Source organism: Mariniflexile sp. HNIBRBA6329, assembly GCF_043558645.1.
Taxonomy (GTDB): domain Bacteria; phylum Bacteroidota; class Bacteroidia; order Flavobacteriales; family Flavobacteriaceae; genus Mariniflexile.
In genome coordinates this window covers 187,930-201,834 of record NZ_JBIFXS010000001.1, presented here as the reverse complement: position 1 = coordinate 201,834, position 13,905 = coordinate 187,930, and the positions used below count along the sequence as shown (strand labels likewise).

The window sequence follows — 13,905 nt, the reverse complement described above, 5'->3', positions numbered from 1 at the left end:
TAATATTTAATTTCCAACTATCTCGTTTTTCAATATATAAACTGTTCTAATTATTATCGCCCTCGGAGCGTGGAAAGATTGTAGCTCTTTTGGCTTTTCAGAATGGGTAAAGAGCGTAGGCAATAACCAAATTTGAGTTTTTATTATAATGTAAACCAAATTTAATAAATCGCTCGCTGTTTTATCAAAATCAAACCGAAAGTTTCATCAATGTGTGCTTTTTCTAAATTGTAAAAGTCTCTCTTTTGCCAGAAATAATCTTTTTTTTTCTTCCTTCAGCTGTTTTTTTGTTGTCTTTAGTTCTTCTTCTACTTTTTTAAGTATTGCTTCAAGTCTTTTGTGTAGTTCTTTTTGTGATTCCATTTTTATAAAAAATTAAAGATTTATTCGGCAAAATTTCGGCATAAAACTAAACAAAAAAACCGTAAAACGTTTATTATCACGTATTTACGGTTTTTACAAGTACTCAAGGCGGGAATCGAACCCGCACTCCGAAGAACCGGATTTTGAATCCGGCGCGTCTACCAATTCCGCCACTTGAGCTTCAATAGCGCAGCAAAAATATATAATTTTTCCAAATTATTCATAAAAATACTGGCCAATATACTTTTTAGGTTAAAATAAATGTATAAATTTGCACCTCGTTTAAAATAAGGGCGTGCTTTTGCGCTATAAAACAACAAGTTAACTATGCCAATAGTGATTACCGAAGCCAAAATTTTTGCATGTACCCAAAGTAAAGTACTTGGAGAGAAAATTGCAAAGTCATTTGGAGTAGAATTAGGTAATGTAATTACCTCTACTTATAGCGATGGTGAATTCCAACCATCCTACGAAGAATCAATTAGAGGCACGCGTATTTTCATCATCGGATCTACCAATCCTGGACCAGAGAATTTAATGGAAATGTTGTTAATGATTGATGCTGCAAAACGTGCTTCGGCTAGACACATTACAGCTGTATTACCTTATTTTGGATGGGCAAGACAAGATAGAAAAGATAAACCAAGAGTACCCATTGCAGCTAAATTAGTAGCAAAAATGTTGGAAGCAGCTGGTGCTACACGTATTATCACTATGGATTTGCATGCAGACCAAATACAAGGCTTTTTTGAAAAACCTGTAGACCACCTGTTTGCATCAACCATCTTTTTGCCTTATTTACAAAGCTTGAATTTAGACAATTTAACCATTGCATCACCCGACATGGGAGGTTCTAAAAGAGCCTACGCTTATTCAAAAGCATTAGGAAGTGATGTGGTAATATGTTATAAGCAGCGTGCTAAAGCCAACATTATTTCTCATATGGAATTAATTGGCGATGTTACCGGAAAAAATGTGGTTTTGGTTGACGATATGGTTGATACCGCTGGCACATTAACCAAAGCAGCCGATTTAATGATGGAACGCGGTGCTCTAAGTGTAAGAGCCATTTGTACACACCCAATATTGTCTGGAAAAGCATACGATAACCTAAACAATTCAAAATTAGAAGAACTTATAGTAACCGATTCTATACCAGTTAAACCTTTAAGCGATAAAATTAAAGTGTTAAGTTGTGCCGATTTATTTGCACAGGTTATGGAAAAAGTACACAACAACAAATCTATAAGCTCAAAATTTGTGATGTAAGCCCAGAAAAGCTTACAATAAAAAAGAATAATTATTAACTATATATATTAAAAATGAAATCAATTACAATCAACGGATCTCAAAGAGAAAGCGTGGGCAAAAAAGCAACAAAAGCCTTACGTAATGCTGGTCAGGTTCCTTGCGTATTATACGGAGGAGATAAGCCAGTTCATTTTAGTGCAGAAGAATTAGCGTTCTCAAATCTTGTATACACTCCTAATGCGCACACAGTTGTGATTGCTTTAGAAAATGGCGACAAATTCAACGCCATTCTACAAGACATTCAATTTCACCCAGTAACCGATAGAATTTTACATATCGATTTCTATCAGTTATTCGAAGACAAAGAAATTGCTATGGATATTCCAGTAGTATTTGTTGGAAACTCTCGTGGAGTTAAAAACGGTGGTGTTTTACGTAAAAACCGTCGTAGCTTACGTGTTAAAGCGTTACCAGCAAACTTGCCAGATTTTATCGAGGCAGACATCACACCACTTAAAATTGGAAGCAAACTTTATATTACAACTTTAGAAAACGACGCATACAAATTCTTGCACCCAGACAATACAGTAGTATGTCTTGTTAGACGTTCTAGAGCTGCAATTGTTGAAGATGACGACGACGAAGAAGTAGAAGGAGCAACAGCAGAAGGAGCAGAAGCTGCACCAGCTGCCGAAGCTACTCAAGAATAAATAATATTCTAGATTAAATATTAAAAGCATTCTGATTAATTCAGGATGCTTTTTTATTTTTACACCAATAATCATTTGGGCGTTACCACGAGGGTCGGGCTTTCGCAAGTCGCGCTCTGCGAGGCGCTCCAACAATTGCTCAATCCCTAACGCACGCATCAGCCAATAACAAAGCAAATCCAAAGTTTTAGAAAACAAAAATGTATTTTTGCTAAAAATTTTAAAAATCAAAAAACATCATGTGGCAATTTCTATTAAACCTAATTAAAAAGAAAAGCCCACAAGACGAACAAGATACCATGAAAAAGTACTTAATAGTAGGATTAGGAAACATAGGCGCAGAATATGCCAACACCCGCCACAACATAGGCTTCAAAATATTGGACCATTTTGCGACCCAAGAAAATTTAACCTTCGAAACTCAAAAATTGGGCGATGTTGCCACCTATAAACTAAAAGGGCGCACCTTCATTTTCCTAAAACCAAGTACCTACATGAACTTAAGTGGAAAAGCCATAGTATATTGGTTATCAAAAGAAAACATTCCCTTAGAAAATTTATTAGTAATTACAGACGATTTAAACCTCCCTTTTGGAAGCATTCGCGTAAAAACCAAGGGAAGCGATGGCGGGCACAATGGTCTAAAAGATACCCAACTAAAACTAAACACCGTAGCCTATAACCGATTTAGATTTGGTATAAGCGACACGTTCAATAAAGGGCAACAAGTAGATTATGTTTTGGGAGAATGGACTGATGAAGAAAACGATAAACTAAAAGAACGCTTAGATAAATCCGTAGAGCTTATAAAATCCTTTGGGTTGGCGGGCATCAATATAACCATGAACACTTTTAATGGAAAATAATTAGTTGTCAGGTTGAGCGCAGTCGAAACCTAATTTTTATTCAATAACAATTTTCCTAGTAGATTTCCTAACGCCATCACTCACAATCAATAAATACATACCAGATTGCACCTTATTTAATTGTAATTCCTGACGGAAGTCGCCACCAACATTCGGGAATTCCTTTTCATAAATATGTCGCCCTCTCATATCAAAAACAGCCACATGAATACTGCGTTCCAACGAGCCATTTAATTGAATACTAAACGCACCTTTATTTGGGTTTGGAAACACTATAAAATTCTCGAAACCAAACTCTTCAATAGTCAATGTAGGTGTAATATTTAAGGTATAGTCTTCAACTTCACCATCAAAACCGTTTTCGCAAGCAGTTGGTTGTCCATCATCTTTAAATTTGGTAGAAATCCGCATGATGGTATTTCCTAAAAGAGCCGCCAATGGCACAGTTATAGATCGTGGCGAATTACCTGTTGTTCCATTTGTAACATTAGTGGCATCACCTAAAATGTATTCTTCACCCGCATCATTAAAACTACAGTTTTGGTTCCAATCTATCCAAACTTTAGTTGCAACGGTATAATCACCATCGGTATTCACATTAACTGTTAAATTATAAGAGCTATTTCTATTAACATCGGTGGAAATACTTTTGTAATTACTATAACCCGATGGTTTTGCAGATGTATTATTTATGCTGTTAAATTGTATTCTGGTTATACTTGTTTCGTATTGGGTGTTGGCAACCGATGCACAATGCCCATTATTAAAAGGAAAATGAACTACTTTGTTTTTGGTTTTTGTTGATGCAGTTCCTATAATGGTAATACTGTAATCGTCAATCGGAACGCCTCCTAAATCGCTAATGGTCATGGTAACCATTCCCGAGGTATTTAAGCTGGTAGGGGAAAAAGTTACAGAAGAACCACTAGGGTTTCCTGAGGCATTAAAAACGGTGGTTTCAGAAAAACCATTTGCGGTTACATAATTAAAATGAAATGTAGCAGTAGTTTCAGCACATCCAATAGGGTCTAGAGTTTCTTCAACCATAAAGAAATCTTGTTCTGGAGAAATTGAAAAATCAAAATTAGAAACGTCATAGAAAATGTTATCGGCCGCTTCAACTAACAACCGTGCAGTACTTGTATTAGGAATAGATGGTACTGTGTAAGTATGTGAACCATCGTTAGGTGTGTTTGATGCTATGGTTATGGGAAAGGTTAAACCACCATTGGTTGATAATTTGATATTTACATTTTGGCAATTAATAGTGGCATTTCCCGTTTGCCCAACAACCCAATTGATAGAAACAGTGCTTCCTTGTGCCCATGAAACAGGGTTTGAAACTGTAAATGGTGTTACATTCTCTACCGTTATTTTCATGGTATCGTAACTACTTTGTCCTCCACTGGCACTTGCGGGGTTTCTATCTCTAACCGTTAAAGCCCAATTTAAAGTTCTTCCAACGGTTGAAACCGTTTCCCAGTCACTACCCAAAGTTGGGTTTGTTTGTGTGGTATTTCCAGCTAAAACACTACTGAATTTAGGAATATATCTATCAGAAGCACTTGATGGCGGCAACGATCTATTCATCGATCCAGAGGCTAATTCGGGTCCAAAATTCAAATAATTTACGGTACCACTATCTATTTGTTCCCAACAGTAAGTGAGATTATCGCCTCCGTCAGCATCGGTAGCACTACCTTTTAAAATATATGCAGTTCCAGCAGGAATGTTATAATCATTACCAGCATTTGCTATGGGTGGGTTGTTGGTAATTGCTTCGGTGGTTTGGCAGGTTTTACCACTTAAATTATTCAATATTTGTTTGATGCTGTGATAATGAAAATAAGCGTCGCTATTGGTTTGTACATTATCTTCACCAGTAATTCCAGCATATGCCATAATTGTACTTCCACTTCCAGGTTCGGAATTAACACCAGTACCTTCACTTTCATACGCCCAAGTATGGTTGGCACCCATTTGATGTCCAATTTCATGAATTACAAAGTCCAAGTCAAACGTATCTCCTTCAGGAATTCCATTTGAAGGCGATGTGAATGCACTTCCTTTTTTATGGTCTGTAGTACTTGGTGTGTCATTAACACATACACAACCAATACAACCGGCATTACCGCCACCTCCTGTTGCACCAAATAAATGCCCAATATCATAGGCAGCATTTCCAATAGTGTTGGTTAAATTGTTTTGTAGTTGAAGGCTCCAACCATTTGCGTTATCAAAATTATCTTCGTCAGCACCAATATTGGCGTTGGAATAGGGGTCTGTTGCTGCATTTGTGTAAATTAATTGGGTAGCATTTACAAGTTCAAAAGTAACGGCCATATCGGTCTCAAATATTTCGTTTACTCTGCTCAAAGTGGCGTTAATAGCTGCTAAGGCATCGGCAACGGCATCACCATTTCCAGGAATACCATCGTTGTGATACGCAGTATATTCCGCAGTGGTTGAAATAGCGATTCTAAATTTTTGAAGGGTTTTGTTGTTGGCGCCTCCTTCGTTAATGGCAATTTTTGAAGTTAAACTAGTACTTTTGTTAAAGTTTTCATTCAGTTCATCAATGGTACTACATATAAAAGCTGTTTTGTTTTTGTCTTTTTTAGAATACTGAACATATTCGTTTGAACCTTTTGAAGTAGGCTGCATAAAAACACTAGGTTTATCTAAATAAGTAATCATGGTTTGCGCTCCTTGTGGCGATATACTCATACGCAAACGTGTCCCAGAATTATCCAAACTTACACCAACATACGATTTTATGTCTGGGTATTTAACCGCTAAATCTGCGGAAAAAACAGACGCTTCATATATTTTAAAGGTTTCTAGTTTGTCTTCCTCACCAGGAACGGAAATTATAGTTGCCTTTTGTTTTACTTTAGAATTTCTAGAAAGTGTACCCGATAATGATTCTTTTAGAGATGGAACATTAAGTTTAAAAACATGAATATTATTTTTATTTAAATTTAATTTTGAAATTATTTTAGAATTTTGAATACTTTCAACTTTTTCCCATGAAGAATTTTGGGAAGACACCGAAAAGATAAACAAAAACATTGCTATTGATAAAACATAATGTAGTTTTGCCTTCATAAGTAGAAATTACGGTTTTTCAAAGGTATATGATATCGCCTTTTGTTTACTGGTGTTTTTTTTAAAACGTTTGTTAATGGCGATTTCATAAAAAATTTATTTGGAGTTGTTTTTACTAAAAACGATTAACAAATCTAACTTATTTTCATTAAAGTAGCAATTAAACGCTTGTTATGAGCAAAATTAAAAATATCAACGCATATAAATCTATGGAGCCGACCATTGTTACCATAGGTACTTTTGATGGTGTTCACGTGGGGCATCAAAAAATAGTGAAGCGTTTAATTAATATTGGCAAGCAAACCAATTTAAAATCTGTTATCCTTACTTTTTTTCCGCACCCACGTATGGTGTTGCAAAAAGATTCAAACATAAAATTAATTAATACCATTAACGAACGTGGCGCTATTTTAGAAGCCTTGGGTTTAGATTATTTACTTATTAAAAAGTTTACAAAAGCGTTTTCCAGACTTTCGGCAGAAGATTTTGTAAGGAAAATTTTAGTTGATAAACTTAATGCTAAAAAAGTAATTATTGGTTACGACCACAGGTTTGGTAGAAATAGAAACGCCGATATTAACGATTTAAAAAAGTTTGGTGATTTATACGGTTTTGAAGTTGAAGAAATTTCGGCCCAAGATATTAACGATGTATCTGTAAGTTCTACAAAAATTAGAAAAGCATTGGAAGACGGCGATATTGATAAAGCCAATGCGTTTTTAGGTTATCCGTTTATGCTAACTGGCAACGTGGTAAAAGGTAAAGCGTTGGGCAGACAAATAGATTACCCAACAGCCAACATCCAAATAGATGAAGATTATAAATTAATTCCAAAACACGGTGCTTATATAGTGCGTTCTGTTATAAATAACGAGGTTGTATTTGGTATGATGAATATAGGTTTCAACCCTACCGTTGAAGGGCAAGTGGAAACTATTGAAGTGCACTTTTTCAATTTCAACAGAAATATTTATAATAAAACCATTCAAATAGATTTATTGCACAGGCTTCGCGACGAACAAAAATTCGAATCGGTTGAGGCTTTAAAAGAGCAATTATTAAAAGACAAAGAAGTATCGCTTAGCTATATAAAATCACATTTTAATTAACGTTGATTTTACATTCAAAAGAACAGCAAATATGTTCGCAATTCATTAAATTTGTCGCTTAAATTTTTAAGACATGTTACAAGTCCCTTTTATTAGAGAAAACAAAGATTTAGTAATAACCCGATTAGCAAAACGAAACATCGATGCTACTCAAATGATCAATGATGTTATTTCGTTTGATGAAGAAAGACGCCGCATTCAAACCGAGTTGGATAATACTTTGGCAGAATCGAACGCGCTTTCAAAAGAAATAGGAAATTTGTACAAATCGGGCGAAGCTGAAAAAGCGAATCTTTTAAAAGAGAAAACAAGTCAGTTAAAAGAAGTTTCAAAAGAATTAAACGACGCGCTTAATAATAAAACAGAGGAGCTAAATCAATTACTGTATAAAATTCCTAATGTTCCTAATGAGGTGGTCCCTAACGGAAATTCGGATACCGATAATTTAGAAGTTTATAAAGAAGGCGATATTCCTGTATTGCACGAAGGCGCATTTCCGCATTGGGAATTGGCAAAAAAGTACGATATTATCGATTTTGAATTAGGAAATAAAATCACTGGTGCCGGTTTTCCTGTGTATAAAGGCAAAGGCGCCAGATTACAGCGTGCATTAATCGCATATTTTCTAGATAAAAACACTGCAGCAGGTTATACAGAATACCAATTACCACATTTGGTGAACGAAGCGTCTGGTTTTGGTACGGGGCAATTGCCAGATAAAGAAGGGCAAATGTACCATGTAACCGAAGATAATTTATATTTAATTCCAACCGCTGAGGTACCAGGAACCAACATTTTTAGAGATGTGGTTTTGAATGAAAGCGAGCTGCCAATTGGCATTACTGGTTATACACCATGTTTCCGTCGTGAAGCTGGAAGTTACGGTGCACATGTACGCGGATTAAATAGATTGCACCAATTCGATAAAGTAGAGATTTTGCGTGTAGAACACCCTAGTAAATCATACGAAGCGTTAGATGGCATGGTGGAGCATGTAAAAACCATTTTACAAGAATTAAAATTACCTTATAGAATATTAAGACTTTGTGGTGGCGATTTGGGCTTTACTTCGGCGTTAACCTACGATTTTGAAGTATTCTCTACAGCACAAGATAGATGGTTGGAAATATCTTCAGTTTCAAACTTTGAAACCTTTCAAGCAAACCGTTTAAAATTGCGTTTTAAAAACAGCGAAGGTAAAAACGAATTGGCACACACCTTAAACGGAAGTTCGTTAGCATTACCTCGTGTTTTGGCAGGTATTTTAGAAAACTACCAAACCAAAGATGGTATTGTAATTCCTGAAGTTTTACAAGCCTATACGGGTTTTAAAATTATAGATTAAACAAAAATATCATTCAGACAAAAAGAGATAAAAACCTACAATTTTGTATTTTTTATTTTAAATAATCGACAAAATGCAATATATTAACGTTTTTTAACGATTTTATTTGTAATTCTTTTGCATATCTAAAAATATTTTAGAAGTTAGAGGCACCAAATCTATTAAACCTTCTAACCATGAAAAATATTAAACGCTTAGTAATCTTAATTACATTAATTTTTTTCGCAGGCAAAGTATTGTTTTCAGATTTTGAAATCTCAAAATCCGAAAGCAAAGTTACTGCTATTGTAAGCAAATAGGGATTTAATTCTTTATATAAAGACTGTCCCCAATCAGTATTACATCGTTTTTTATATTAACGGTAGTTAATGGAACTTTTATTTTGGTTGGTTAGTGCCCGAATTTTTATTCGGGCATTTTTTATAATTATATTAGCAGTAGCTACTCCGCGTATTTGTTATATTTACAACATGAGAATTCTATTTGTTTTATGCTTTCTATTTACTGCCCAATTGTTCTCGCAAGACGATGGAATTGCTAGAGAGTACTATAAAAATGGCGACTTTGAAAAGGCATTATTTGAATATAAAAAGCTATATGTTGTATCGCCAAACATAAATTACGTTTTTCAAATAATAAGTTCATATCAAGAATTAGAACAATATAACGAAGCAGAATCGTTTTTGCTAAAAGTTATGGAACGTTATAATTACCCATCATTTGTGGTAGAATTAGGCTATAATTATCAATTAAAAAACGATTTAGAAAACGCTAACGTTCAATACCAAAAAGCAATAACAAGTATTGATGAGAACCCTACCAATGTGTTTTCTATTACAAGAAGTTTTCAAAGCCATTCGTTAGTAAATGAAGCGATTGTAGCTTATGAAAAAGCCAAGGCAGCAGAGCCAAAATATAATTTTGATTTGCAGTTAGCACAGTTGTATGGCGAGCAAGGAAATATTGAAAAAATGTTTACAAGCTATGTTGATTTTGCGCAGTCCAATCCAATTAGTTTAGGCAATATAAAACGTGCTATAAGTGATTTTATAAGTGAAGACAGCCAGAATGAAAACAATATAATATTCCGAAAAATTCTACTTAAAAAAGTTCAGCAAGAGCCCCATGTTTTTTGGAATGAGTTGTTAAGTTGGTTATTTATTCAGCAAAACGATTTTAAAAAAGCATTTGCCCAAGAGAAAGCAATTTTTAGCAGGCAACCCGAAAGTTTGCTTAGAATAGAAGAACTTGCCGATATTGCATTTAGTAAAAATGAACTGGAAACTGCCAAAGAAATTTACACATTTATTACAACCACAGCCCAAGATTTGGATATTTTGATAGAGGCGCACCACCATTTAATTCAGTTAGAAACAAAGCAAAGTACCAAAGAAAATTATAGTACGATTGATGCCAAATACCAAGAGTTGTTTAATAAGTTCGGTACGTTTTCCCAAACCTTAAAACTTCAAATAGCCTACGCACATTTTCTGGCATTCAACAAAAATGAGCCAAGAAAAGCAGCTTCTTTTTTAGAAAAAACTTTGGAATTGCCACTAAATGATTTGCAACAAGCCGAAGTAAAATTAGAATTGGGAGATATTTTAGTATTGCAAGAAAAATTTAATGATGCTTTAATCTACTACACACAAATTCAACGCAATTCAAAAAACAGTACTATTTCCCAAGAAGCACGTTATAAGGTAGCCAAAGCCAGCTACTACAAAGGCGATTTTAAATGGGCAGAATCGCAGCTTAAGGTCTTAAAAGCATCAACATCGCAACTTATAGCTAATGATGCTTTAGATTTAAAATTGCTTATTTCCGATAATAAATATGAAGATTCCACTCAAACGGCTTTAAAACTTTACGCAAAAGCCGATTTGTTGTCTTTTCAAAATAGAACTGACGAATCTATAACCTTGCTGGATAAAATTTTAAACGAACATAAAACCGAACCCATCATACCACAAGCCTTATTTAAACAAGCACAATTATTTGAAGAAAAGGCACAATTTGAAAAGGCCGAAGCAAACTATGAAACTATTATTGAAAATTATGCCGATGGTATTTTAGTAGACGATGCTTATTTTCATCTTGCTGAACTTTATGACTACCAATCCAATCAACCCGAAAAGGCTAAAAGTTTATACGAAAAAATCATTTTTAATCATGCCGATAGTATTTATTTTGTAGAAGCCAGAAAACGATATCGAGCTTTACGTGGTGATGCTATTAATTAGATTTTAGACAGATTAGATTGTTAGATAAGTTAGATTTTTAGAAAATTCAGCCCCAACAGCTAAACAACAAACGATTAAACAACAAAACATGATAATATACAACGTAACATCAAACATAGACGAATCTATACACGACGAATGGTTAGCATGGATAAAAGAACACATTCCGCAAGTATTGGCCACCGGAAAATTTGAAAAAGCAACCCTTACCAGAGTTTTGGTAGAGGAAGATATGGGAGGCGTTACCTATTCTGTACAATACCGTACCTATTCTAGAGAAGCATTGGATGCTTATTATAGAGAAGATGCCGAAAAACTACGAAGCGAAGGACTCAAAAAATTTGCTGATAAAGTACTATCCTTTAGAACCGAACTTCAAATACTAGACGAGTACACGGTAAATTTTAAATAACCATTCTCAATTCAGCATTCTTCAAAAGAATATAACTCAAGTCTTTGCGCCTTTGCGAGCAAAACTTTCATATCTTCGTATTTCTAGCTTTCAATTAATAAAACATACGTGATTTCGTGGCAAATACCCCAAACCAACATCAAGTAAAAGCAAAAAAGCATTTAGGGCAACATTTTTTAAATGATGAGATGATTGCTCAAAAAATTGCCGATACCCTTACTTTAAAAAACTATAAAACCGTTTTGGAAATTGGTCCGGGTATGGGGGTGCTTACCAAATATTTACTTAAAAAAGACATCACCACACACGTTATTGAAATTGATACGGAATCGGTAGACTATTTAAAAGCCAATTACTTAAATCTGGCATCCAGAATAATTGAAAAAGACTTTTTAAAGTACGATTTAAACCAAGTGTTTAAAGGCGAACCCTTTGCTATTATTGGCAATTTTCCATATAATATTTCAACACAAATCGTTTTTAAAACCTTGGACATGCGCGACCAGATTCCCGAGTTTTCAGGTATGTTTCAAAAAGAAGTTGCCGAACGCATTTGCTCTAAAGAAGGTAGTAAAGTTTATGGTATTCTATCGGTATTGGCACAGGCTTATTATGATGCCGAATATTTATTTACGGTGCCGCCATCGGTATTCAATCCGCCACCAAAAGTAGAATCGGGCGTGTTGCGCCTTACCCGAAAAGCAGATTATTCGTTACCATGCGATGATGCTTTATTCTTCAAAGTAGTAAAAACAGCCTTTCAGCAACGCAGAAAAACAATTCGTAACAGTTTAAAAACATTCAATTTAAGCGATAATTTAAGAGAAGATAGTATATTTGACAAACGTCCGGAACAATTAAGTGTGCAGCAGTTTATAGAACTTACGCAGTTAATTGAAAAAGACCTGTAAACATCGCATTTTGTCTGAAGAAATAGAAAACATACAATTTGAATTAACCGATGATTTAATCAATCAGGTAGAAAGTCTCATTGAACAAAACAATGATAAAGCACTTCAAAAGCTTTTAAAAGACTTTCACTACGCCGATATTGCCGAAATTTTAGATGAATTAGATTTAGATGAAGCCATCTATATCATCAAACTTCTAGACTCGGAAACCACTGCCGACATTTTAATGGAGCTCGATGAGGACAATCGAGAAAAAGTATTAAGAAATCTGTCTTCAAAAGAAATTGCCGACGAAATTGGTGAATTGGATACCGATGATGCTGCTGATATCATTTCAGAACTTCCCGAATCCCGTAAACGTGAAGTTATATCACATATTGAGGATGAAGAGCACAAAGCCGAAATTGAAGAATTATTGGCTTATGATGAAGATACGGCGGGCGGACTTATGGCAAAAGAGTTGGTTAAAGTTTACGAAACCTGGACCGTTGCCGGTTGTTTACGTCGTATACGTGGGCAAGCCAAAGAAGTAACCCGCGTACATTCCATTTACGTAGTCGATAAGAAAAATAAACTCGTAGGTCGTCTTTCATTAAAAGACCTTATTGTTGCTAAAAGCGACCAAAAAATTGCAGAAATATCCAATTCGAGTGTCGATTATGTAAACGTGCACGATGATGCCGAAGACGTTGCCAAAGTCATGCAAAAATACGATTTGGAAGCCATTCCAGTAGTTGACGATAACCATATACTTTTAGGAAGAATCACCATCGACGATATCGTTGATGTGATGAAAGAAGAAGCGGAAAAAGATTATCAATTAGCCGCAGGTATTACCGCCGATGTAGAGGCCGATGATAACATTTGGGAACTCACCAAGGCCCGTTTACCATGGCTTTTAATAGGTATGTTTGGCGGTATTGGGGCAGCAAGCATCATCAACGGGTTTAGCGATGCCATGTTAAAATTCCCAGCACTGTTAATGTTCATTCCACTCATACAAGCAACCGCAGGAAACGTAGGGGTACAATCATCGGCTATCGTGGTACAAGGTTTAGCCAACGATTCCATAGATGGCAGCATTTTAAACCGCCTTCTTAAAGAATTTTTGTTAGGTTTGGTAAACGGTCTCGCCATAGCATGCATCGTATTAATCATCAGCCATTTTATATTTAAAACAACCTATTTAGAGTCGCTAACCATTTGTGTCGCCCTAATTTCCGTTATCATTATGGCAGCATTAATAGGCACGTTCATCCCCATATTTTTAGACAAACGCGGTATCGATGCCGCCGTAGCCACAGGACCTTTCATCACCACCAGCAACGATGTCTTTGGTATTTTAATGTACTTTTTAATAGCCAAATTAATACTCGGTTTTTAAATAATTTGGGCGTTACCCTATCGGGTCGTGCTGAAGTTTATCTTGAGCGCAGTCGAAAGGTTGCAAGTCCTCGCTCGTACCTCGCTGTGGGCTTTTCACTGCAATCCCTAACGCGGTTATCAGCTAAAAAACGTCATGCTGAACTTGTTTCAGCATCCCATAATAATTACATTTGATTTATTAAACAACCAAACTTCTGTTTT

Annotated in this window: 11 protein-coding genes and 1 tRNA gene; 9 read left to right on the top strand and 3 right to left on the bottom strand. The window is 35.4% G+C overall.

Translation table 11 applies throughout. The annotated features are described in order from the left end of the window. Window positions 1-207: 207 nt before the first annotated feature. Both ACGK9U_RS00860 and ACGK9U_RS00855 read right to left on the bottom strand, forming a co-directional pair. A complete protein-coding gene (locus ACGK9U_RS00860; protein ID WP_394464460.1) occupies window positions 208-363 on the bottom strand; it encodes a hypothetical protein in 156 nt (51 codons plus the stop codon). Between the two features lie 100 nt (window positions 364-463). Continuing rightward, window positions 464-543 (bottom strand) — tRNA-Leu (locus ACGK9U_RS00855). Window positions 544-690: 147 nt separating this feature from the next. Between ACGK9U_RS00855 and ACGK9U_RS00850 the strand changes: the two genes are divergently transcribed. The 3 genes from ACGK9U_RS00850 to pth all read left to right on the top strand — a co-directional run bounded on the left by ACGK9U_RS00850 (window position 691) and on the right by pth (window position 3,190). Then, complete coding sequence (locus ACGK9U_RS00850) at window positions 691-1,632, top strand: ribose-phosphate pyrophosphokinase (protein WP_394464459.1); 942 nt, start codon at window positions 691-693, stop codon at window positions 1,630-1,632. Between the two features lie 53 nt (window positions 1,633-1,685). Beyond that, window positions 1,686-2,324 carry a 50S ribosomal protein L25/general stress protein Ctc gene (locus ACGK9U_RS00845; RefSeq protein ID WP_394464458.1) on the top strand — a complete coding sequence of 213 codons (639 nt, stop codon included), beginning with the start codon at window positions 1,686-1,688 and terminating at the stop codon, window positions 2,322-2,324. A gap of 239 nt (window positions 2,325-2,563) precedes the next feature. Continuing rightward, a complete protein-coding gene (gene pth / locus ACGK9U_RS00840) occupies window positions 2,564-3,190 on the top strand; it encodes an aminoacyl-tRNA hydrolase (RefSeq protein WP_394464457.1) in 627 nt (208 codons plus the stop codon). Between the two features lie 36 nt (window positions 3,191-3,226). Here the strand turns inward: pth and ACGK9U_RS00835 are convergent, their stop codons facing one another. After that, window positions 3,227-6,298, bottom strand: a complete 3,072-nt coding sequence (locus ACGK9U_RS00835) for a reprolysin-like metallopeptidase (RefSeq protein WP_394464456.1) — start codon at window positions 6,296-6,298, stop codon at window positions 3,227-3,229. Window positions 6,299-6,471: 173 nt separating this feature from the next. Here ACGK9U_RS00835 and ACGK9U_RS00830 point away from each other — a divergent pair, with 173 nt between their 5' ends. From ACGK9U_RS00830 to mgtE, 6 genes are all read left to right on the top strand, one after another. Further along, window positions 6,472-7,407, top strand: a complete 936-nt coding sequence (locus ACGK9U_RS00830; protein WP_394464455.1) for a bifunctional riboflavin kinase/FAD synthetase — start codon at window positions 6,472-6,474, stop codon at window positions 7,405-7,407. 73 nt (window positions 7,408-7,480) lie between these two features. Then, window positions 7,481-8,752 carry a serine--tRNA ligase gene (gene serS / locus ACGK9U_RS00825; protein ID WP_394464454.1) on the top strand — a complete coding sequence of 424 codons (1,272 nt, stop codon included), beginning with the start codon at window positions 7,481-7,483 and terminating at the stop codon, window positions 8,750-8,752. 470 nt (window positions 8,753-9,222) lie between these two features. Continuing rightward, window positions 9,223-10,995, top strand: coding sequence for a tetratricopeptide repeat protein (locus ACGK9U_RS00820; protein ID WP_394464453.1), 1,773 nt, complete (start codon window positions 9,223-9,225; stop codon window positions 10,993-10,995). An 88-nt stretch (window positions 10,996-11,083) separates the two neighbouring features. After that, on the top strand, window positions 11,084-11,407 hold the full coding sequence (locus ACGK9U_RS00815; protein ID WP_209652324.1) for a DUF4286 family protein: 324 nt from the start codon (window positions 11,084-11,086) through the stop codon (window positions 11,405-11,407). A gap of 116 nt (window positions 11,408-11,523) precedes the next feature. Further along, complete coding sequence (gene rsmA / locus ACGK9U_RS00810) at window positions 11,524-12,318, top strand: 16S rRNA (adenine(1518)-N(6)/adenine(1519)-N(6))-dimethyltransferase RsmA (protein WP_394464452.1); 795 nt, start codon at window positions 11,524-11,526, stop codon at window positions 12,316-12,318. 10 nt (window positions 12,319-12,328) lie between these two features. After that, window positions 12,329-13,702 (top strand): magnesium transporter, encoded by a 1,374-nt coding sequence (mgtE, locus tag ACGK9U_RS00805; protein ID WP_394464451.1) that lies wholly within the window; start codon window positions 12,329-12,331, stop codon window positions 13,700-13,702. The last annotated feature ends 203 nt before the right edge of the window (window positions 13,703-13,905 follow it).